Source organism: Roseateles sp. UC29_93, assembly GCF_042695725.1.
GTDB classification, from domain to species: Bacteria; Pseudomonadota; Gammaproteobacteria; order Burkholderiales; family Burkholderiaceae_C; genus Roseateles; species Roseateles noduli_A.
Window position 1 is genome coordinate 1,362,523 of the sequence record NZ_CP170545.1, and the last position, 21,551, is coordinate 1,384,073.

Annotated in this window: 15 protein-coding genes and 2 pseudogenes; 12 read left to right on the forward strand and 5 right to left on the reverse strand. The window is 70.1% G+C overall.

Annotation, left to right across the window (positions count from 1 at the left end; all coding sequences use genetic code 11):
• Positions 1-34: 34 nt before the first annotated feature.
• From ACFJIX_RS06360 to ACFJIX_RS06375, 4 genes are all read right to left on the reverse strand, one after another.
• The gene (locus ACFJIX_RS06360; RefSeq protein WP_377158535.1) at positions 35-2,275 is read right to left on the reverse strand and encodes a S8 family serine peptidase; all 2,241 of its coding nucleotides are present in this window, start codon (positions 2,273-2,275) and stop codon (positions 35-37) included.
• Between the two features lie 229 nt (positions 2,276-2,504).
• Positions 2,505-3,884, reverse strand: a complete 1,380-nt coding sequence (locus ACFJIX_RS06365; protein ID WP_377158537.1) for an MATE family efflux transporter — start codon at positions 3,882-3,884, stop codon at positions 2,505-2,507.
• Positions 3,885-4,086: 202 nt separating this feature from the next.
• Positions 4,087-4,350 (reverse strand): hypothetical protein, encoded by a 264-nt coding sequence (locus ACFJIX_RS06370; RefSeq protein WP_377158538.1) that lies wholly within the window; start codon positions 4,348-4,350, stop codon positions 4,087-4,089.
• Positions 4,351-4,443: 93 nt separating this feature from the next.
• Positions 4,444-5,652, reverse strand: a complete 1,209-nt coding sequence (locus ACFJIX_RS06375; RefSeq protein WP_377158539.1) for a phospholipase A — start codon at positions 5,650-5,652, stop codon at positions 4,444-4,446.
• Positions 5,653-5,750: 98 nt separating this feature from the next.
• On the opposite strand from ACFJIX_RS06375, the gene ACFJIX_RS06380 reads away from it, so the two are divergent.
• The 7 genes and pseudogenes from ACFJIX_RS06380 to ACFJIX_RS06410 form a co-directional block, all read left to right on the forward strand.
• Positions 5,751-7,154, forward strand: a complete 1,404-nt coding sequence (locus ACFJIX_RS06380) for a hypothetical protein (protein WP_377158541.1) — start codon at positions 5,751-5,753, stop codon at positions 7,152-7,154.
• A gap of 193 nt (positions 7,155-7,347) precedes the next feature.
• Entirely contained in the window at positions 7,348-8,166 is an 819-nt protein-coding gene (locus ACFJIX_RS06385) for an N-acetylmuramic acid 6-phosphate etherase (RefSeq protein ID WP_377158543.1), read from the forward strand.
• 98 nt (positions 8,167-8,264) lie between these two features.
• Positions 8,265-9,566 carry an MFS transporter gene (locus ACFJIX_RS06390; protein ID WP_377158545.1) on the forward strand — a complete coding sequence of 434 codons (1,302 nt, stop codon included), beginning with the start codon at positions 8,265-8,267 and terminating at the stop codon, positions 9,564-9,566.
• Positions 9,563-10,741, forward strand: coding sequence for an acyltransferase family protein (locus tag ACFJIX_RS06395; RefSeq protein ID WP_377158547.1), 1,179 nt, complete (start codon positions 9,563-9,565; stop codon positions 10,739-10,741). Before ACFJIX_RS06390 ends, ACFJIX_RS06395 begins: the two co-directional genes overlap by 4 nt.
• Positions 10,742-10,794: 53 nt before the next feature.
• Entirely contained in the window at positions 10,795-12,411 is a 1,617-nt protein-coding gene (locus ACFJIX_RS06400; protein WP_377158549.1) for a glycoside hydrolase family 10 protein, read from the forward strand.
• A 510-nt stretch (positions 12,412-12,921) separates the two neighbouring features.
• Complete coding sequence (locus ACFJIX_RS06405) at positions 12,922-15,396, forward strand: TonB-dependent receptor (protein ID WP_377158551.1); 2,475 nt, start codon at positions 12,922-12,924, stop codon at positions 15,394-15,396.
• A gap of 278 nt (positions 15,397-15,674) precedes the next feature.
• Positions 15,675-16,151 (forward strand): annotated as a pseudogene (locus ACFJIX_RS06410) (ATPase); the annotation flags it as partial.
• Here the strand turns inward: ACFJIX_RS06410 and ACFJIX_RS06415 are convergent.
• Positions 16,061-16,504 carry a hypothetical protein gene (locus ACFJIX_RS06415; RefSeq protein ID WP_377158553.1) on the reverse strand — a complete coding sequence of 148 codons (444 nt, stop codon included), beginning with the start codon at positions 16,502-16,504 and terminating at the stop codon, positions 16,061-16,063. The pseudogene ACFJIX_RS06410 and the gene ACFJIX_RS06415 overlap by 91 nt on opposite strands.
• A gap of 107 nt (positions 16,505-16,611) precedes the next feature.
• Between ACFJIX_RS06415 and ACFJIX_RS06420 the strand changes: the two genes are divergently transcribed.
• The 5 genes and pseudogenes from ACFJIX_RS06420 to ACFJIX_RS06440 all read left to right on the forward strand — a co-directional run bounded on the left by ACFJIX_RS06420 (position 16,612) and on the right by ACFJIX_RS06440 (position 21,437).
• Positions 16,612-17,460 carry an N-acetylmuramoyl-L-alanine amidase gene (locus ACFJIX_RS06420; protein ID WP_377158555.1) on the forward strand — a complete coding sequence of 283 codons (849 nt, stop codon included), beginning with the start codon at positions 16,612-16,614 and terminating at the stop codon, positions 17,458-17,460.
• 45 nt (positions 17,461-17,505) lie between these two features.
• Positions 17,506-18,511 (forward strand): annotated as a pseudogene (locus ACFJIX_RS06425) (ABC transporter permease subunit).
• Between the two features lie 87 nt (positions 18,512-18,598).
• Positions 18,599-19,510 carry an ABC transporter permease subunit gene (locus ACFJIX_RS06430; RefSeq protein WP_377158557.1) on the forward strand — a complete coding sequence of 304 codons (912 nt, stop codon included), beginning with the start codon at positions 18,599-18,601 and terminating at the stop codon, positions 19,508-19,510.
• Positions 19,510-20,454: an ABC transporter ATP-binding protein gene (locus ACFJIX_RS06435; protein WP_377158559.1), complete on the forward strand. Its 945-nt coding sequence runs from the start codon at positions 19,510-19,512 to the stop codon at positions 20,452-20,454. Before ACFJIX_RS06430 ends, ACFJIX_RS06435 begins: the two co-directional genes overlap by 1 nt.
• Positions 20,451-21,437: a dipeptide ABC transporter ATP-binding protein gene (locus ACFJIX_RS06440; protein WP_377158561.1), complete on the forward strand. Its 987-nt coding sequence runs from the start codon at positions 20,451-20,453 to the stop codon at positions 21,435-21,437. Before ACFJIX_RS06435 ends, ACFJIX_RS06440 begins: the two co-directional genes overlap by 4 nt.
• Positions 21,438-21,551 lie beyond the last annotated feature (114 nt).

The following is a 21,551-nucleotide window of genomic DNA, read 5'->3' on the forward strand; positions in this document are numbered from 1 at the left end:
GGCCCGCCTCGGCGGGCCTTTTTCGTGGTGCGTCCTACTTCGAGACCGTCGTCGTGGCCACGCTGGTGTTGCCGGCCGCGTCGCGGGCGACCGCTTGGATCGTGTGCGCGCCCGTCGACGCCTTCTTGACGTTCCAGGTGTAGCTGAGGCTCGTTCCGGTGCCGCTGGCGACCAGTTCGCCGTCGATGTAGATCGTCTGGCGGATGCCGGCCGCGCCACCGTTGTCGGCGGCGCTCGTCGAGATGGTGACGGTATTGCCGGCGACCTTGCTGTTGCTGGCCGGCCTGGTGATCGCGATCGTCGGCGGCTCCGTGTCGGCCAGGGCCGCATTGGCGACGGTCAAGGTCACCGGCGCACTGGTGGCGCTGTTGCCGGCCGCGTCGACCGCGGTGGCGGTGATCGTGACGGGGCCGTTCGCCACCGCCGCCGAGTTCCAGCTGAACCCATAGGGCGCCGAAGTGTCGGAGGCGACGACCGCGCCGTTGACGCGCAGATCGACGCGCACGACGGCCTGGTTGTCGGCGGCGGCGGCGTCCACCGCGACCAGCCCGCTGACGAGCGCGCCGGGCAGCGGCGCGCCGACCGAGACGACGGGCGGCTGCGTGTCGGGCGCCGGCGCGGCCAGAACGGCCTGCATCGCGGCACCGGCGTTGACGCGGCCCCAGCCGTAGAACGGATCGCGGCCGGCGGCACCGAGATCCGTGGCGGTGCTGAACAGCACGTTCTGGATCGCGCCACCGCTCATCGTCGGGCGGGCCGACATCAGCAGCGCCACGGTGCCGGCGACGACCGGGCTCGCGAACGAGGTGCCCCACCACGCGCCGTAGCCGCCGCCGCGGTTGGTGGTCCAGATGTTCTGTCCCGGCGCGGCGATCGCGACAAAGGCGCCGTAGCTCGACCAGCTCGTGCGGTTGTCGGTCTCGTCGGTGGCCGAGACGGGAATCATGCTGGCCGTGGGGGCGAGGCCCTCATCGATCCCGTTGTTGCCGGCGGACACGATCACCAGCCCGCCCCTGCTGCGCATGTCGTCGGCGGCGCCCTGCACGGTGGCGCTGCCGGCGACGCCGCCATAGCTGATGTTGGCCACGCGGGCACCCTGGTCCGCGGCCCAGTTCAGGCCCTGGGCCACGGTGCTCCAGTACGCATAGGCGTTGGCGTCGGCGATGCGCACCGGCATCAGCGACGCCTGCCCGGCCACGGCGGCGACACCGATGCCGTTGTTCATCGCCGCAGCCGCGGCACCGGCCACCGCGGTGCCGTGGCCGTGCACGTCGCTGGTGTCGGCGTTGCCGTCATAGAAGTTCCAGCCGGGGACCAGGCGGCCGGCCAGGTCGGGGTGGGTCGCGTCGACGCCGGTATCCAGGATCGCGATCCTGATGCCGGCCCCCTGCGCGCTGTCCCAGGCCAGCGGCGCGTTGATCCGCGCGAGGTGCCACTCGCTGCCCAGGTAGGGGTCGTTGGGTGTCATCGCCGGGGAGATGCGCATGTCGAGTTCGGCCGACTTCAACTGCGGATGGCGCGCGAGCAGCATCGCGACGGCCGTCTCCGACGCATTGGGAGGCAGATCGACGATCGCCAGCGAAGAGCGGCCGATGCGGCGCGCCTTGCCGCCATGCGGCGAGAGGATCTTGTCGAGGTCCTTGTCGCCCAGGCCGGCGCGCATCTGCACGAGCACGCGCTGGCGCGCCCAGCCGTTGGCGGTCCCGGCGGCGGGCGGCGGCATCTCGAGCGCCGACTGCGGTCCCCCGGGGCGCACACGCAGCGCCTGCGCAAGTGCGTCGAAGGCATCGGGCTTGCGACGCGTCAGGCGCGCGAGCATGCGGCCGTCGACGGTCATCGCCACGCAGTGGTCGCCTTCGCAGAACACCAATGCGCTGGCCTCGTCGGAGGCCTTCCACGCGGACAGATCGAGCCGGTCGCAGAGTTGGCCGCCGATCAGCGCGTGGCGGATCTCGTCGTCATAGCGGTACTGCCCGCTGACGCCGGCGCGGCCGAGCATGACGAGGTCGTCGACGCGGAGGTCCGCGATGCGCTGGGCGAGCTGCCTCCGGACGTCGGGACTGAGATCGGTGTAGCGGTCCAGACCGCTCGCGGCGGACGCGTCGTCGCGCAGCAATTCGGGCCGGGCGGGTGCGCACGGCGGCGCGGAAGACGGCATCGCCGTCGAAGCCGCGGCTGCGGCGAGGACGAAGGAGGCAAGCATGGGCATGACGATCCCCTCGACTCCGCCGGGTCCGCCGACCTTGCCGGCGAACGCCGCGGGGCGTGTTGTCACCCCCCTGCTCCTCGCCGACGCGTCTGCGCGCGACCGGCACGCAAGACGCAGCAAGCCCCGGGCCAGCGCGGCAAGTGGCGATGGGCATTGAGAATTTTCAGTGCCGCGATCGGCACGCGCGCGGGAGTGTCAATTTCGCCGACGGTGAGACCGGGATCCACGCCGCGCTGCGCTGACGAACGCCGGGCTCAGTGCCGCGAAATCCCGGCACCACGGTGGCGGTCGCGACTCAGTGGCCCCGTGCCGCCAGACGCAGTCGCCGATGCACCGCCCTCGCCTGCGGCACCCAGCCCAGCCGCGCCCAGCGGCGCCACATCAGCAGGCCGCGGATCCACTCGTCGGCGGCGTAGGCGATCCACAGGCCCACCAGGCCGAGTCCCAGCACCTCGCCCAGCAGCCAGCTGCCGCCGGCCAGCACGAGGAGCATCGACCCCGCGCCCACCATCACCGGGTACTTCGCGTCGCCCGCCGCGCGCAGCGCGTTGATGACGACGAGGTTGAAGGTCCGCCCCGGCTCCAGGATCACCGTGATCCACATCAGCACCACCGCGCTGGCGAGAATCTTCTGGTCGTGCGTGAACATCTGCAGCAGCCACGGCGAAGCCGCCGCCGCACCGGCCGCCACCACGACGCTGATCAGCAGCCCGCGGGCGAGCGCGCGTCGCACCAGGCGGTGCGCCTCGTGCAGCTGCCCCGCGCCGATCAGGTGGCCGACGACGATCTCCGCCGCGAAGCCCGTCGCCAGGCCCGGCAGCAGCACGAAGTACATCAGCTGCGAGGTGTAGCTGTGCGCCGCCAGCGCCGACGCGCCGAGGTGCCCCGCGATCGCCACGCTCACCATGTAGGCCAGCCGGTAGGCGATGTTCTCCGCCGCGCCCGGCAGGCCGATGTGCAGCACGCCGGCGAGCTCCGCGCGCGGCAGGCGCCACCAGTCCGACGCCTTCGGCCGCAGGTCCAGCCGCGCGCGCCACAGCCACACGTGCAGGCCGAGGCCGAACGCCCGGCTCACCGCCAGCGCCACCGCGAAGCCCGGCAGGCCGAGCTGCGGCATCAACGTGATCGACAGCAGCAGCTGCGCCACCTGCATCGCCACCAGCACCATCAGGGTGTCGCGGCTGCGCAGGTGGGCGCGCATCACGCTCGCCATCGAGGCATTCCAGGCGTCGAGCATCATGGCCGGCGCCAGCGCCATCAGGAAGGGCTGCGACAACGGCAGCACCTCCGCCGGCGCATTCATCAATCGCAGCAGCGGCCCCGCGAAGAGCAGCGCCATCAGCGCCGTGACGCCGCCCAGCCAGGTGCTCGCGCCGAGCGCCGCCCGCGCCGTCGCATCGGCCACCGCGCGACGGCCTCCGCCCAGCGCCTGCGTGATCACCACGCTGATGCCGGCGCCGATGATGCGGAACAGGATGAACAGCGTCGCCGCCAGCTGGTTGGCCAGGGCGAATGCGGCGCCGGCGGGATCGGAGATCCGCGCCGCCAGCATCGTCCCGATCACCCCGATGGCGATGCCCAGGCAGAGCTCGAGGAACAGCGGCCAGGCCAGTGCGAACAGGCGGGGCGACGGCGTGGGAGGCGACTGGGACGAATGGGACGAGGGGGACGACATGGACGGCGGCGGCAGGGAGGTCCCGCGCCGCCGCTGACAGCGGTGGACACGACGCGCGGAATTCTCGCGTGATGCCTTCGGGCCGGGGGCCGTAACCGCGATGAAACCGACATGAAACCGTGACGGCGCCGGAAGGACGCCCGGGTCTGTGGTTTCGCCGCCACCGCGGCGGGCGATCATCGATCGCCCGAGGGCCGCCGGTTCAGCCCGACGCGGGTCCCGGCGGGGTGGCGACCGGGCACATCGGCAGCCCGCCGGCCATGAGCGTGGCGCGTTCGGCGTCTTCGGCCCGCCGCAGCGAGACCAGTTCCGAACGCGCGCCGTAGAGCTCGTCGAGCTCCTCCAGCAGCAGCGCGCGCACCTGCGCCTCCGTCGTGGGCGGTAGCGCACGGACCCATTGGCGGTCGCGCCCGTCCAGGCGGTAGACCACGACCCAGATCACGCAGGTGTCGATGAATGCGGACATCCGCGCAGCCTAGTCCAGCCGCACCGGGCTGACGATGGGGACTGCCCCGACCTGTGCGCCATATTCATCGAATCAAAGCCCCAGGAAGAGGCATCAGCGCCACTCGACGACCGACACCCCCAGCCCGATCCGGGACTCGCGGAAGTTGTAGTCGATGAGGCTCTCCCCGTAGCCACTGAACAGCTGCAGGTAGCCGTGCAGCCCGCCGCCGATCGGGAAGGCCCACTCCAGCTGCGCCGATCCGCGCGAACGATCGCCCCCCTTCAGGCTGTGCCGCGCCGTGAGGGCCAGGACGTGCCGGCCCAGCTTCTGCGTCACCAGCATCTCGCCGCGGCCGACATAGTCCTGGATGCCCGGGTTGTCGTCGCTGCCGGTGTTGAGGATCCGCCACCAGGGGCGCAGGCTCACCGTGGTCTCGCCGCGCTCCAGGCTGAGCTCGCCGATCACCCGGTTCCAGCTGCGCGACAGCGGCACCGCCCGCCCGTTGGACTGGTGGTTCAGGCTCAGGCCCACCATGCTGGCCTTCCAGCCGAACGGCAGCTCGACGTCGGTGCCGTGGGTCACGATCAGCTCGGGCTCGTAATTGGTCTCGCGGAACGGTCGCGACTCGCGCCCGTTGTAGATCTGCCAGCGTGAGTTCTGCGTGTACGCGCCCCACACCGACAGGGTGCCGTGATCGTCGAGCGCCCAGATCTTGGACTTCAGGCTGATCTGGAACTTGGCCTCGTTCTTGTCCAGGTCCAGCGCCTGGACCACGCCGTTGTCCGGGCTTTCCGACGAGGACGGCGCCGGGGTCCGGTTGGATCGCGAGGTCCACGACACCGGCAGCAGGTAGACCGGCCGGTGGGGGCGCGGCAGGAAGCGCGGCATCTGGTCGCGGCAGGACAGTTCCCAGCGCTCCGACAGCGTCGAGCCGAGGTAGTCGCGGGCGCTGCCGGAGGCCTCCGGCAGACGCGTGCAGGGATCGTCCACACGCGGCGAACTCGCCGCGGCGGCCACCGGCAAGGCGGCCGGCACCGGCTGGAGCCGGACCTGGGCCGCCGCGGAGGGCGGCGGCGCGTCGGGGGCCCGGCCGTTCAGGCGGTCATAACAAGCCAGACGCGCATCGTTGTCGCGGATCAGGGCGCAATCGGCCGGCGTCCTGGCCGACGAGGCCGCCGACATTGCCGGGTTCTCCGTCGGCAATGCCGCAATCTGCGCGGACGCGTCCTGCGGCATGGCCGCGATGAGCGCCGCCAGCGCGGCGGCCGCCCATGTCATCGCCATTGCCAGACGGCGGCGGAACTCCCTGATCGACATCATTGTGCTTGGCCCTTGTTCAGTCGGGCCGTCGAGTGCAAACAGCGTTCCTGGGTCCACATGGCAGAACTTTCCGCCCCGCGTCCCTAGAATCGGCCGCCATGCAGATGTATCCCTTGGTCGACCATGCGCCGGGCAAGTCCTGGCCCCGTTGGGCCGCGCTGGTCGCGCCGCTGCTTCTGGCGGCCTGCTCGCAGTTGCCCCGGATGCCGGCACCGTCCCCCGAGCCGACACCGGGCGGCGCCTTCAGCCCGGCGGCACTGCAAGCATTGCGACCGGAGCAGTTCCGCTCGACGGTCGGCTCCGCCGTCCAGGCCCAGGACCGGTGGACCACTGACCGCGCCCGCATCCGGACGGCCTCCGCGCAGGCCTTGGCCGCGCCGCAGGACGGCGCCGCGCTGCGCGAGTTCGCCCAGGCCCTTCGTCTCGTCGCCCACTACCGGACCGAGATCGACACCGCCCGACCCGCGCTGCTCGCGGCGCTGCCGGCGCTGGACAGCCAACCGGCGGACATCCAGCGTCCGCTGCTGACCGCGGCGTACACGCTCTACGCGGTCGACGCCGCGCCGCTGCTGCGTCCGCTGCTGCCGCGATTGAACACGCCGCGCGAATTCGCGATCGCCGCCTACGCACTGATGCAGACGCGCCAGCCCGCGGACCTGGCACTGATCCAGTCCCAGCTCGCGCAGCGTGACCGCGACGAGCCGCGCCTGCAGGCGCTCGCACAGGCGGTGTCCACCGCGCAGGGCGTGCCGCAGCCGGCGCGTCCGCCGCTGGCCGACCTGCTGGCGATCCGTCCGGGCCATCCCGTCGTGTTCAGCTTCCAGCGGCCTGGTCGCCAGCAGATGGGTCTGGCGCTGGTGCGACAAGCCGACGGCCGCTTCGTGCGGCGTCCCGACGGCGGCCTGTTCAACATCGAGCAACTGGCGCTGTCCAGCAGCGGCCTGCCGGGCACGATCACGCTGGGCAACACGCCGCAGGGACTCTTCACGATCCAGGGCGCGGGACGCGCGGCGTCCAACATCTGGATCGGCCCGACCCCGTACCTGCACACGAAGGTGCCCGGCGAAGCGAGCGTGGCCGAATACGAGCAGCGCGCCCCGGGCCCGAACGAGCCGGCCTGGTCGCTGGACCGCTACCGGGCCTTGCTGCCGGCCTCTTGGCGCGACTACGCGCCGCTGCAGGAAGCCTGGCTCGCCGGCCGCGCCGGACGCGACGAGATGCTGATGCACGGCAGCACGATCGATCCGCGCTACTACGCCGGCAGCCGCTACTACCCCGGCACGCCGTCGGACGGCTGTCTGGTGGCGATGGAGTACTGGTCCCCGGACGGCGTGATGGTGCACAGCGACCAGATCGCCCTGCTGCAGGCCTTCACCGCGCAGGGCCGCGACCGCGGCTACATGGTGCTGGTCGAGCTGGACGCCGCCCCCACGCCAGTGGCCCTCGCCGAGGTGATCCAGTCCGTGCTGGACGCCGAAGCCCGCACGAACGGACGCCGATGAGGCTTCTGGATTACCGTGGGTTATGACGCTCCCGCCGGGTTTCATTGGCAGCGGAGGCCGTCTCCCCACTAGAGTAGGCCGCACCTTGCGGGCCTCCCCTTCCGCTCCGGCCGAGCCATGTCCCACCCTCTGAAGACCGAAACCCCCCAGCGCCCACCATCAAGACCTGGACCTGTACGACAGTGCCCGCCTGATGGAGGTCTTCATCGACGACCAGCGGTCGGCGGTGGAGGCGGTGCGGGCGGCGGCGCCAGCGCTGGCCGCCGCGGTGGACGCGGCGTTGCCGCGCATCGCGGCGGGCGGCCGGCTGCTGTATGCCGGCGCCGGGACCTCCGGCCGGCTGGGCGTGCTGGACAGTGTCGAGCTGGTGCCGACCTTCTCCTGGCCGCGTGACCGCGCGGTGGCGGTGCTGGCCGGCGGCGAAGGCGCGATGTTCGTCGCCGTCGAAGGCGCGGAGGACGACGAGCCCCAGGGCCGTCGCGACATCGAGGCGCTCGCGCCCACGCCGCAAGACGTGCTGATCGGCATCGCCGCCTCGGGCCACACGCCCTACGTGCTGGGCGCGCTGGCCGCGGGCCGCGCCGCCGGTTGCCTGACGATCGCGATGGCCAACAACCCGGGCGCCGCGGTCCTGGCCGCGGGCGACCATCCGGTCCTGCTGGACACCGGCGCCGAGGTGATCTCCGGCAGCACGCGCCTGAAGGCAGGGACCGCGCAGAAGATCGCGCTGAACACGTTCTCCAGCGCGCTGATGGTCAGGCTGCACAAGGTCTACGGCAACCTGATGGTGGACATGAAGGCCACCAACGCGAAGCTGGTCCGGCGCGCCGTCGCGTTGACGATGCGCGCCGCCGGCGCCGACGAGTCCGCCGCGCGCGCGGCGCTCGATCAATGCGGCTTCCACGTGAAGACGGCCGTCGTGATGCTGCTGCGTCAGCTCGACGCGGCCGGGGCGCAGGCGCTGCTCGCGCGACACGCCGGCGACGTGCGAGGCGCGCTCGCCGATCGCTGATCGCCGAGCTCACACCCGCCGGCCCTGCACGGTCCTCGCACGCAAGCGCTGCAATCCCCGATGCGACGCCCTCCCGGTTTGCGCCGACACTGAGCGTCATGCACGCTTCTTCCCTTCCGTCGGGTGCCGCCCCGGGCGCTCGCAGCCCCTGGCACTGGGTGCCCACGCTGTACTTCGCGCAGGGCATGCCGTACGTGGTCGTGATGACGCTGTCGGTCATCATGTACAAGAACCTGGAGATCTCGAACACCGACATCGCGCTCTACACCAGTTGGCTCTACCTGCCCTGGGTGATCAAGCCGCTGTGGTCGCCGCTGGTCGAGATGCTGGGCACCAAACGGCTGTGGGTCGTGACCCTGCAGTTCGCCGTCGGCGCGGCGCTCGCGATGGTGGCGCTGACGCTGCCGATGGAGCGCGCGTTCCAGATGTCGCTGGCCGTGCTCTGGCTGATGGCCTTCGCTTCGGCCTCGCACGACATCGCCGCCGACGGCTTCTACCTGCTCGCGCTGGAGAAGCATGAGCAGGCCGCCTTCGTCGGCGTGCGTTCGACCTTCTACCGGGTGGCCAACATCGGCGGCCAAGGCGGCCTCGTCTGGCTGGCCGGCGAGCTGCACGACCGCGGCGACAGCTGGGTACTCGCCTGGCAGGGCGTGATGGCGGTCCTCGCGGGCGCCTTCCTGCTCCTCGCGGCGTATCACCTGTGGCGCTTGCCGCGCCCGGCCGTCGATGCCCCGCTCCCCCGCGACCAGCGCGATCCGGGCACCTTCTTCCGGATCTTCGCCGCGTTCTTCCGCAAGCCCGGACTCGCGGTGACGCTGGGCTTCCTGCTGCTCTACCGATTCCCGGAAGCGCAGCTCCTGAAGCTTGCCACGCCCTTCCTGCTCGACCCGCTGGACAAGGGCGGCCTCGCGCTGACCAACAAGCAGGTCGGCCTGGCCTACGGCACGGTCGGCCTGATCGCGCTCACGCTCGGCGGTCTGCTCGGCGGCTGGATCATCTCCCGCGTCGGCCTGAAGAAGGCGCTCTGGCCGCTGGTGCTCGCGATGCACCTGCCCAACGTCGTGTTCCTGGTCATGGCCTACGCGCATCCGGGAAGCCTCACCGTCATCAGCGCGGCGCTGGCGGTCGAGCAGTTCGGCTACGGGCTCGGCTTCACGGCCTACCTGATGTACATGGTCCTGGTCGCCGAGGGCGCCCACAAGACCGCCCACTATGCGATCTGCACCGGCTTCATGGCGCTGGGCATGATGCTGCCGGGCATGTGGAGCGGCTGGTTGCAGGATCACCTCGGCTATCCGCACTTCTTCGCGTGGGTGCTGATCGCGACGGTCCCGTCGCTGGCCATGACCGCCCTCATCAGGATCCCCGAGAACTTCGGCCGCAAGGAGTCCACCGCGTGAGTGCCGCCTCGACCGGCGCCGGTCAGGGTGTCGGCCACGGTGGCAGCGACCGCCTGCTGTCGCTCGACGCCTTCCGCGGCTTCGCGATCGCGGCCATGCTGCTGGTCAACAACCCGGGCGACTGGTCGCAGCTCTACGCGCCGCTCGAGCACGCTGCCTGGCACGGCTGGACCTTCACCGACTGGATCTTCCCGTTCTTCGTCTTCATCAGCGGGATCTCGATGAGCTTCAGCCTGGCCCGCCGCGGCCAGGCGGCCGATCGCGTCGCCCTGCTGCGCCACATGTGGCGACGCGGCGCCACGATCATCCTCATCGGGCTGGCGCTGAATCTCTTCCCGTTCTTCCACTTCGAGACACTGCGCATCCCCGGCGTGCTGCAGCGGCTGGGCCTGATCACGATCCTGGTGGCGCCGATCGCGCTGTGGTGCGGCTGGCGCGCCCAGCTCGCGTGGTTCATCGGCCTGCTCCTCGGCTACGGCCTGGTGCAGACCTTCGTCGCCGTGCCGGACGCGCAAGGCGTCTGGCATCGCGGCTCGCTGCAGCCGGGCGAGGACGTCGGCGCCTGGCTCGACCGGACGCTGCTCGGCGGCCACCTCTGGGCGAAGAGCAAGACCTGGGACCCCGAAGGCCTGTTGAGCACGCTGCCCGCCGTCGCGAGCCAGATCGCCGGCCTGCTCGCCGGACGCTGGCTGGCGCTGCGCGGTCGAGATCCCGGCGAGAAGGCCGCCTGGTTCATGGTGGCAGGTCTTGCCTGCCTGTGGATCGCGCAGGTACTCGACGCCTGGACCCTGCCCATCAACAAGAATCTCTGGACGCCCGCCTTCGTTTTCCTCACGACGGGCTGGGGGTGCCTGGTCTTCGGCGTGTTCTACTGGCTGCTCGATGCCGCGCCCCTGCCGCGCATGCGCGACGCGATGGCGGGACGTTTGCGCCCGCTGGTGGTGTTCGGCATGAACGCGCTGTTCCTCTTCGCGCTGTCGGGCCTGGTGGCCCGGCTGCTCGGGTTGATCCACGTCGCCGAGGGCGTCACGCTCAAGGCCTGGCTTGTCGCGCCGCTGCGCGCGCTGCCGGTGGATCCGCGCTTCGCGTCGCTGCTGTTCGCCATCGGTTTCGTGGCGGTGTTCTACGGCATCGCGTGGGCGATGTGGCGGCGCGGCTGGATCGTGAAAGTGTGAGCGGCCCCTGCGGCGCCGCCCGGTGAGAGCCTTCAATGCGACGACGACAGTGGATGACCGCGGCCCTGGCCGCGCCGGTGCTGGGTTCCCTGGGCACGCTCCCGGGCTGCGGCACCGCCCGGCCCCAGGCGCTGCCCGCGTTGCCGGGTCCCGCGCCCGACGATGCCCCGCCGCCGGCGCCGCGCGAGTTCCGCGCCGCCTGGGTCGCGACCGTCGCCAACATCGACTGGCCGAGCCGTCGCGGCCTGAGCGACGCGGCGCAGATCGCCGAGATCCACGCGATCCTCGACAGCGCCCGCGCGCTGCGCCTGAACGCGATCGTGCTGCAGGTGCGCACCAGTGCGGATGCCCTCTACCGGTCGACGCTGGAACCCTGGAGCGAGTACCTCTCCGGGGTCCAGGGCCAGGGACCGGGCTACGACCCGCTGACGCTGTGGATCGAGCAGGCGCATGCGCGCGGCCTCGAGCTGCACGCCTGGCTGAACCCGTACCGCGCGAAGCAGAGCGGCGGGAAGTCCGCGCCCGCCGCCACGCACCTGAGCCGCACCCGGCCCGAGTGGGTCAAGAAGTACGGCGACCAGCTCTGGATCGATCCGGGCGAGCCGGCCGCTGCCGATCACACGCTGGCCGTCTGCCGCGACCTGCTGACGCGCTACGCCGTCGACGGCCTGCACATCGACGACTACTTCTATCCCTACCCGGTCCAGGACGCGGCCAAGCAGGACATCGACTTCCCCGACGACGCGAGCTGGCTGCGCTACCTGCACGGCGGCGGCACGCTCGCGCGCGCGGACTGGCGGCGGGACAACGTCGACCAACTGGTGCGGCGAATGTACGAGCTGGTCCGCGAGTTGCGCCCCACCGCGCGCGTCGGCATCAGCCCGTTCGGTCTGCCGCGCCCGGACTTGCGCCCGGCGGGCATCACGGGGTTCTCGCAGTACGACAAGCTCTATGCCCACGTCGAGCACTGGATGGCGATGGGCTGGCTCGACTATGTGGCGCCGCAGCTCTACTGGCCCCGCGCGCAGAAACCGCAGGCCTTCGAGCCGCTGATGCGCGCCTGGCAGGGCGTCAATCCGCTGGGGCGGCATGTCTGGCCGGGCCTGTTCACGAGCCGGGCCGCCAACGAGGCCGAAGGCTGGCCGGCCGACGAGATCCCGGCGCAGATCGAAATCATGCGCACCGCGCCGTCGACCGGCGGACACCTGCACTTCAGCATGGTCGCATTGCTGAAGAACCGCCGGAGCATCGCGGATACCTTGCGAGCCGGCGCTTACCTTCATCCCGCCCTGCCGCCTGAAACGCCGTGGCTGACCGCCCCCCGCCTGCGGTGCCGTCACCCTGGAACGTCTGGCCGACGGCCGCCTCCGACTGTCCGCCCCGGAGGGCGCCCCGCCCCGCGCCTTTGCGCTGTGGAGGCGCGAGGCGCGTCGCGTCGACTCGCCCTGGCGCTTCGACCTCATCGGCCCGGACGGCGACCTGGGCGCCATCGGCGACGGCTGGCTGCTGAGCGCCAGCGCGGTCAACGCCGTCAATCGCGAAGGGCCTCGAGCAACGTTCTCGAATTGAACGTTACTGGCCCAAAACTGTCGATTCCACGCAACGACGAGTCAGCGCGGGGGCGCGCCCAGACTCCGTGGAAACCCTGTATCGCCCTGGTGCGCCAATAGCCCGGAAGAGCCCGTTTCAGGGCGCGCTCCGCCCGTTCCGTCGCGTTCGACAAACAGGTGGGAACGGCCTGGCGCCCCTGTCATTCCTTGTCACAAACCCACAACATCCCGCAAAGAGACTCACGCCCGTGCATCGCCAAGGCGGTTGCCGGAGCCTCCGGAATCCGCCCAGCAACAGGGCCCGCAAGCGCGAAAAGCCCCCCGCACGGCGGATTTCGCCGCATTGCTGGGGGCTGTCTCGACTGGTAGGCTTTTTGCTTGAGATGAAGGAGGAGCCGCGGCAAGACGGCTCCCGACACACGCGGGCTGGTACGAGCAGAGCTTGGCCGAGGATGTTTTCCTGGGCCGGAAAAACCAACGTAAAACGTTTGCGAGCTTGAGAAGTTCAAGCCTTCGATAGACGAAAACGGTTGCGCGAAGAATCTGCCGACGGAGGGGCGGAAGCCCTCCCCAGCTGCACCAGGTTTCAGTTGTTAGTTCAGTTTGGTCTCGTCGCACAGGAGCGCAGGAATGAGTCAGAAGAATTGGTCGGGTTTCCGCAAAACCGCCTTGGCAGCCGCCGCGGCATTGGTCGCCGTCATGCCGGCCATGGCCCAGGAAGCCAAGAAGGACGCCGACACGTCCGCCGATGACGGCGCGCCGCGCGCCAAGGAAGACAAGGTCCGTCTGGGCACGATCACGATCGTGGGCAGCGGCGGCAAGCTGGCCGCCGGCCAGATGCTGAACGAGGACGGCGCCAAGTCCCGCAGCACGGTGACCCGCGAGGCGATCGACAAGGACCGTGCGTCGGGCAACCCGTTCCAGGCGCTGGCCCTGCTGCCGGGCGTGAACACCTTCAACTACGACGCCACCGGCCTGTTCGGCGGCGGCCTGACGGTCCGCGGCTTCGGCGCCGACCAGATGGGCATGATCATCAACGGCGTGCCGGTCAACGACTCCGGCAACTTCGCGGTCTACCCGCAGGAGTACGCCGACCAGGAGAACCTGTGCACGCAGTCGCTGGCCCAGGGCACCCCGGACGTGGACTCTCCTAACGCCGGCGCCACGGGCGGCAACATCACCGTCACCAGTTGCGACCCGGAAGACAAGCAGCGAATCCGGTTCAGCCAAGGCTTCGGCGAACTGCGCTACATCCGCTCTTTCCTGCGCTACGACACCGGCCGGTTCTTCAATAACAGCGCCAAGGTCTTCATCAGCTATTCGCACACCGAGGCTGACAAGTGGAAGGGCGACGGACAAGCCAAGAAAGACCACATCGACGCCGCGTTCCGCTGGGACATCGACCAGGACAACGTGATCCTGGGCTCGGTGCTCTACAACCGCGCGATCAATAACAACATCAACAGCATCAGCCTGGCCCAGCGCAATGCCAACGGCTACAACTTCGACTTCAACACGAAGTTCCCCGGCCACCTGACTCCCGGCCCGGGCGCGCAGGACGAAAGCAAGATCGCCACGTCGCCGGCGTACTACAAGCTGGCCAACAACCCGTTCGAGAACGCGGTCGTGTCGATGTCGGGCTCGTTCAAGATCGCCGACCAGACCTACCTGAAGGTCCAGCCTTACCTCTGGTACGGCTTCGGCAACGGCGGCGTGCAACAGACGACGTTGAAGGAAGACAAGATCTTCCTGGCCGGCCCCAACAATCTGACCGGTTCCAAGGACCTGAACGGCGACGGCGACACGGCGGACACGATCATCGTCGGCCGCGCCAGCGTGACGCGCACCTCGCGTCCTGGCGTGACCACCGAAGTCAACTCTCAACTGGGCGACCACTTCCTGAAGGCCGGTGTCTGGTTCGAGCGCGCCAGCCACAAGCAGACCCAGCCGGCGGTCACTGTGAGCAACGATGGCGAACTGGCCAGCGTCTGGCTGAACTCGGGCTACATCCTCCGTCCGGACGGCACGCGCTACCAAGGTCGCGATTGGGAAACCGTCAGCACCGCATCGCAGTTCTACGCCAGCGACGCCTGGTCCTTCGCCCAGGACAAGGGTCTGCTGACGGTAGGCTTCCGCACGCCCTACGTGAAGCGTGACGTCCAGAACTTCGCGAACGAGACGACCCCGGTCGACTACAACTTCAAGAAGACCTACAGCGACTTCCTGCCGCAGGTCGGCGTGCGCTACCAGCTCACGACTAGCCAGCAGGTCTTCCTGAACGTCGCGAAGAACTTCCGTGCACCGCCGAACTTCGCGTTCACCGGCACGAACGTCAACGTCAGCACGGCCGGCGTAGCCACGCTGGCCCGCGAAGCGAAGGCCGAGACCTCGATCAACACGGATCTGGGCTACCGCTTCCAGACCCGCGACATCTCGCTGTCCGCGACGCTGTTCAACGTGGCCTTCAAGGACCGCCAGGCCAACGCCTTCGACTGGGAACAGCAGAAGAGCACCTACATGAACGTGGGCAAGGTCAATACCCACGGTCTGGAACTGGAAGTCGGATCGGGCACCTTCAAGGGCTTCTCGGCCTACGGCTCGCTGACGGTCCAGAAGAGCGAAGTCAAGAATGACATGTCCATCGGTCGCGTGAACGTTGCACCGACTGGACAGACCCCGGTCTACGAGCAGGTCTACCTGCCGACCAACGGCAAGAAGATGACGCTGACGCCGGACATGATCCTGGGCGGCTCGGTGCAGTACACCTACGGCCCGTTCTATGCCCGTGTGAAGGTCAAGCGCACCGGCAAGCAACAGGCGTCGCTGATGAACGACGAGGAAGTGCCGGCGTACTGGGTCGGCGACGTCGACGCCGGCTACAACTTCGGCAACGTCCGGGACTGGCTCAAGAACATCCAGCTGCGCCTGAACGTGAGCAACATCGGCAATGCGGAATACCGCAACCCCAGCTCGGGCACGATCACGAACACGAAGGCGTACAGCACCACGGTGGCGGGCAAGCCGTTCACGCAGAACGGCAGCACGGTCTTCTACTACTGGGGCGCCCCGCGCTTCGTGTCGATGAACCTGAGCGCCGACTTCTAAGTCGTCGCACCGAAGCGGCTCCGGCCGCTTCGCACGAAAACCGCGCCCTTCCGGCGCGGTTTTTTTTCGTCCGGCCGCCGGCGGTACAGGCCCCGCCGCGAAGCGATGCCTGACCCTCTCCGGCCCATGAGCCTGACTCATACCTGCCACGCGCATTGACAATGGCAAACGCACGAAGCCCCTCGTAAGCTCCGCGCGCCAACGCCGCCATGAGTCCGACGCCCTCCGCCACCGCCGATTCCCTCGCGCCTGACCGCCCAGCGCCGGTACGCGCGGGCATGTCATCCGGGCCGCTGGGACTGGGCCTGGACGCCGGCGGCACACAGACACGCTGGGCCCTGGCCCGCCCCGACGGCACCCTCGTCGCACGCGGCGAGGTCGGCGGATTCACCGCGCTGCTGCTGGACACCAGCGCCGGTCGCGTCGTGCTGGCGCAGACACTGCAATCGCTGGCCGCTGCGGTCCTGGCGCACGCCGCGCCCGGAGCGCTGCACGGGCTGCAGGCGGGCATCACCGGACTCGGCGAACCGGACGGCCCCGCCGGCCGGCAATTGCGCGCGCTGCTCGCGCAACAGCTGGGCCTGGCGCCTGCGCAGATCCAGTGCGACAGCGACATCGCCCAGGCCTGGCATGCGCTGTTCCGACCCGGCGAGGGTTACCTCGTCTACGCCGGCACCGGCGCGATCGCGGCCTTCATCGACGAGGCCGGCACGCTGCACCGCGCCGGCGGCCGCGGTCCGCTGCTGGGCGACGAAGGCGGCGGCCAGTGGATCGCGCGCGAGGCGCTCGCGCTGGTCTGGCGCCGCGAGGACGAATCACCCGGCGCCTGGAACGATTCCCGGCTTGCGCAGCATCTCTTCGACGAACTCGGCGGCGCCGACTGGCCGACGACGCGTGCCTTCATGTACGGCGGCGACAGCGCGGCACGCCGCGGCTCGATCGGCCGTTTGGCGCTGGCCGTCGCGCGCGCGCCGCGGCGGACGACGACGCCGACGCGCTGGCCCTGCTGCATCGCGCCGGCCGCGAACTCGCCCGGCTGCCGCTGGCGCTCGTGCGCCGTCTGGGCGTGCGTCCCGTCAGCGCCGCCGGACGTGTGCTGCAATTGCATCCCGCGATCGAATCAGGCCTGCGCGACGCCCTGCCGCAAGACCTGTCCCTCACCGTTCATCAACCCGACACCGCTTTGGCCGCCGCGAGGCGGGCCGCGCTCGCCTCATGAAAACCAAGCTCCTGACCCTCGCCGCCGCCGCGCTGCTGGCGGCCTGCGCCACGCCCACGAGCACGTTGCAGATCGATCGCACCCACGTCTCCGAGAACCAGGACAGCCGCGCGCAGTTCCTGATCCTCCATTACACGGTGCTCGACTTCGACAAGTCGATGAAGGTGCTGACCACCGGCGGCAAGGTCTCGGCCCACTACCTGGTGCAGGAGAAGCCCTCCAAGGTCTACCAGCTGGTCGACGAGAACCGCCGCGCCTGGCACGGCGGCGTCAGCTACTGGGGTGGCGCGACCAACCTGAACTCGGCCTCGATCGGCATCGAGATCGTGAACCCCGGCTTCACCGAGACGCCGATGGGCCGCGTCTACGCGCCGTATCCGCAGGAACAGATCGACGACGTGATCAAGCTGGTCAAGGAGATCGTCGCGCGCCACGGCATCCGCTCGGATCGCATCCTCGGCCACAACGACATCGCGCCGGGCCGCAAGCAGGACCCGGGTCCGGAGTTCCCGTGGAAGCAGCTCGCCGACGCCGGCCTGATCGCCTGGCCCGACGCGACGCAGGTCCAGATCAAGCAGGCGATCTACCAGGTCGGGCCGGTGCCGGACGCCGTCTGGTTCCAGAAGCGGCTCGCGCAAGTGGGCTATCAGACGCCGCAGACCGGGATGCTGGACACCGCCACGCGCGAGGTGATCAGCACCTTCCAGATGAAGTACCGGCCCGCCGACTTCTCCGGGAACATGGACGCGGAGACGGCCGCGCTGCTGGAGGTCGTCACGACGCCCGGCGGCCTGCTGATGAAGAAGCCGCTGCCGGCGGACAGCCGGCCGCGTTCAGAGTATTGATGGTTCCCCGCTGACCCCATCCCCGCACGTCCGCCGCCGCCCGCCTTGCTGAACTTCCTCCTCCGCCGCCTGGCCTCGTTGCTGCCGACCCTGATCGGCGTGACGCTGGTCGCCTTCGGCCTCATCCGGCTGGTGCCGGGCGATCCGATCGCGATCATGATGGGAGAGCGCGCGCTCGACGACGCCACCCATGCGCGGTTGATGCACGAGCTCGGCCTGGACCAGCCGCTGTGGCGCCAGTACGCGGACTACGTCGGCGGGTTGCTGCACGGCGACCTGGGACGCTCGCTGGTCTCGCACGAGCCGGTGTCGCACGAGTTCCTCGCGCTCTTCCCGGCCACGGCGGAACTGGCGCTCTTCGCGCTGCTGCTGGCGATCGTGCTCGGCATGGCGCTGGGCACCGGCGCGGCGCTGCGACGCGGCTCGCTGCTGGACCAGGGCGTGATGGGCGTGGCGACGGTGGGCTACTCGATGCCGGTGTTCTGGTGGGGGCTGATCCTCATCATGTTCTTCTCGGTGGGCCTGGGCTGGACGCCGGTATCGGGCCGCATCGCGGTCGAGTACGACGTCCAGCGCGTCACCGGCTTCATGCTGATCGACGCGGCCTTGCACGACGAGGCAGGCGCGTGGCGTTCGGCGCTGCGGCACCTGCTGCTGCCGGCGCTGGTGCTGGGCACCAGCACGATGGCGGTGATCGCGCGGATGACGCGCTCCAGCCTGCTGGAAGTGCTGCGCGAGGACTACATGCGCAGCGCCCCGCGCGCGCGGCCTGTCGCCGGCGCGGGTGGTGCTGGTGCACGGCTTGCGCAACGCGCTGATCCCGGTGATCACGGTGATCGGATTGAAGGTCGGCAGCCTGCTGGCCGGCGCGGTGCTGACCGAGACCATCTTCAGCTGGCCCGGCATCGGCAAGTGGCTGATCGACGCGATCGCGCGGCGCGACTATCCGGTGGTGCAGGCGGGGATCCTGATCTCGGCCTGCACCTTCATCGCGGTCAACCTGCTGGTGGACCTGCTGTACGGCGTGGTGAATCCGCGCATCAGAAAATGAGCCCCCCAGTCGATCCGCTCCTGCCCCCGAGGGGCGCAGTCCGCCTTGGGGCGGCCCGGCGGCGGACATGGCAGGGATGAGACGACCATGAGCGCCCTCCCCACCACGTCATCCGCCACGGCGGCGGTCGCGCCGCCCGGCCCCTTCGCCGAGTTCTGGCGCGGCTTCAGCGCCAACCGCGGCGCGCTCGTCGCGCTGGTCGTCTTCACGCTGCTCGCGCTGGCGGCGCTGCTCGCGCCCTGGATCGCACCGCACGATCCCGTCCGGCAGTACCGCGAGCACATGCTGACGCCGCCGATCTGGATGGACGGCGGACAGACCCGTTTCCTGCTGGGCACCGACGAGCTCGGCCGCGACCTGCTCTCGCGGCTGCTGCACGGCGCGCGCGTGTCGCTGGGCATCGGCCTGGCGTCGGTCGTGCTGTCGCTGATCCCCGGCGTGCTGCTGGGATTGCTGGCGGCGTTCCATCAACGCCTGCTCGCCCCGGTCGTCATGCGCGTGATGGACGTGATGCTGGCGCTGCCGGGGCTGCTGCTGGCGATCTGCGTGATCACGGTGCTCGGCCCGGGGCTGACGAACACGGTGATCGCGATCGCCGTCGGCAGCCTGCCGGAGTACGTCCGGCTCACCCGCGCCGCGGCGCTGGCGGAGCTCGGCAAGGACTACGTGACCGCCAGCCGCGTGGCCGGCGCGTCGACCTGGCGGCTGATGTTCTCGGCAGTGCTGCCGAACTGCCTGGCGCCGCTGATCGTCAACGCGTCGCTGAGCTTCTCGGCGGCGATCCTCGAGGCGGCGGGCCTCGGCTTCCTCGGCCTGGGCGTGCAGGCGCCGATGGCGGAGTGGGGCACGATGCTCTCGTCCGCGCGCGACTACATCGTCCGCGCCCCCTGGGTGGTGACGCTGCCGGGACTGGCGATCCTGCTCTCGGTGCTGAGCGTCAACCTGATGGGCGACGGGCTGCGCGACGCGCTCGACCCCCGCCTGAAGAGGGTCTCGTGATGCTGGAGATCCGCGACCTGCGCGTGCGCTTCGGCGCGTTCCCGGCGGTGGACGGCGTCGACCTCGACGTCGCGCCGGGCGAGGTGCTGGGCATCGTCGGCGAGTCCGGCTCCGGCAAGTCCGTCAGCATGATGGCGCTGATGGGATTGATCGATCCGCCCGGACAGGTGAGCGCGACCGCGCTGCGCTTCCAGGGTCAGGACTTGCTGGGCATGAGCGCCTCGCAGCGGCGCCGGCTGATCGGCAAGGACATCGCGATGGTGTTCCAGGACGCGTTGGCGAGCCTCAACCCGAGCTACACCGTCGGCCACCAGCTCGAGGAAGTGTTGCGCGCCCACCTGGGCCTGCGCGGCGCCGCGGCGCGCCAGCGCGCGACGGAGCTGCTGGAGCAGGTCGAGATCCCCGACGCCGCGAGCCGGCTGAAGGCCTATCCGCACGAACTTTCCGGCGGCATGAACCAGCGCGTGATGATCGCGCTGGCGATCGCGTGCTCGCCGAAGCTGCTGATCGCCGACGAGCCGACGACGGCGCTCGACGTCACGATCCAGGCGCAGATCATGGACCTGCTGCTGCGCCTGCAGCGCGAGCAGGGCATGGCGCTGGTGATGATCACGCACGACCTGGCGGTGGTGGCGGAGATGGCGCAGCGCGTCGCCGTCATGTACGCGGGCCAGGTGGTAGAGACGGGCGCGTTGCCCGATGTCTTCGAGTCCCCGAAGCATCCGTACACGGCCGCGCTGATGGCGGCGATCCCGGAACACAACCGCGGCGCGCGCCGGCTGCAGGCGCTGCCGGGCATCGTGCCGGGTGCGCTGGACCGGCCGGCGGGATGCCTGTTCTCGCCGCGCTGCCCGCGCGTGCAGCCGCGCTGCCGCGCGGAGCGTCCGGAGGTCGTCGACGGTGTGCGCTGCTTCTATCCCTTGATCGAGGAGGCCACCGCATGAGCGCCGTGCCAGACAAGCCGGTCGCTGCCGATGCGGCACCGCTGCTGGTGGCGCGCGATCTCGCCCGGCACTACCGCGTGAGCCGCGGCTGGCTCGCGCCCAAGGCGACGGTGCGGGCGCTCGACGGCGTGAGCTTCTCGCTGTCGCCGGGCAAGACGCTGGCCGTGGTCGGCGAATCGGGCTGCGGCAAGTCCACGCTGGCGCGGGCGCTGACGCTCATCGAGACGCCGACCTTCGGCGACCTGCGGATCCATGGCCGCGACGCCGCCGACGCGTCGGCGCGCAAGGCCTTGCGGCGCGACGTGCAGATGGTGTTCCAGAACCCGTACGCCGCGCTGAATCCGCGCAAGACGATCGCCTCCACGCTGGCGGAGCCGCTGGTGATCAACACGTCGCTGAGCCGCGCCGAGCGGCAGGAGCGCATCGAGGCGCTGGCCGCGAAGGTGGGGCTGCGCCAGGAGCATCTGCAGCGTTACCCGCACATGTTCTCGGGCGGCCAACGCCAGCGCATCGCCATCGCGCGGGCGATGGTGATGCAACCAGGCATCGTCGTCGCCGACGAGCCGACGTCGGCACTGGACCTGTCGATCCAGGCGCAGATCCTGAATCTCTTCATGGACCTGCAGGAGGAGTTCGGGACCGGCTACGTGTTCATCTCGCACAACCTGGCGGTGGTGGAGCACGTGGCGGACGAGGTGATGGTGATGTACCTCGGCCGCGTGGTGGAGCACGCCGACAAGCGCCGCCTCTTCGCGAAGCCGCTCCACCCGTACACGCAGGCGCTGATCAGCGCCACGCCGGCGCTGCGCCCGGCGGATCGCCGCCAGCGCATCCGCATCCACGGCGAGCTGCCCAGCCCGCTGAAGCCGCCGACGGGATGCGCGTTCCATCAGCGCTGCCCGATGGCCGTCGCGCGCTGCGCGGAGGTGCGGCCGGAATTGCGGGAGATCGATGGGCGGCTTGTGGCCTGCGATGTGATTTGAGGACGGGGCGATAGGCGCGATCGGCTCCACATAACCCAGTGTTATGGTCCAACCCGCCCATTTCAGTTGTGACCTGGGGAGCGGCGTTTCCACAATGCGCCGGCTTGCCCTCCT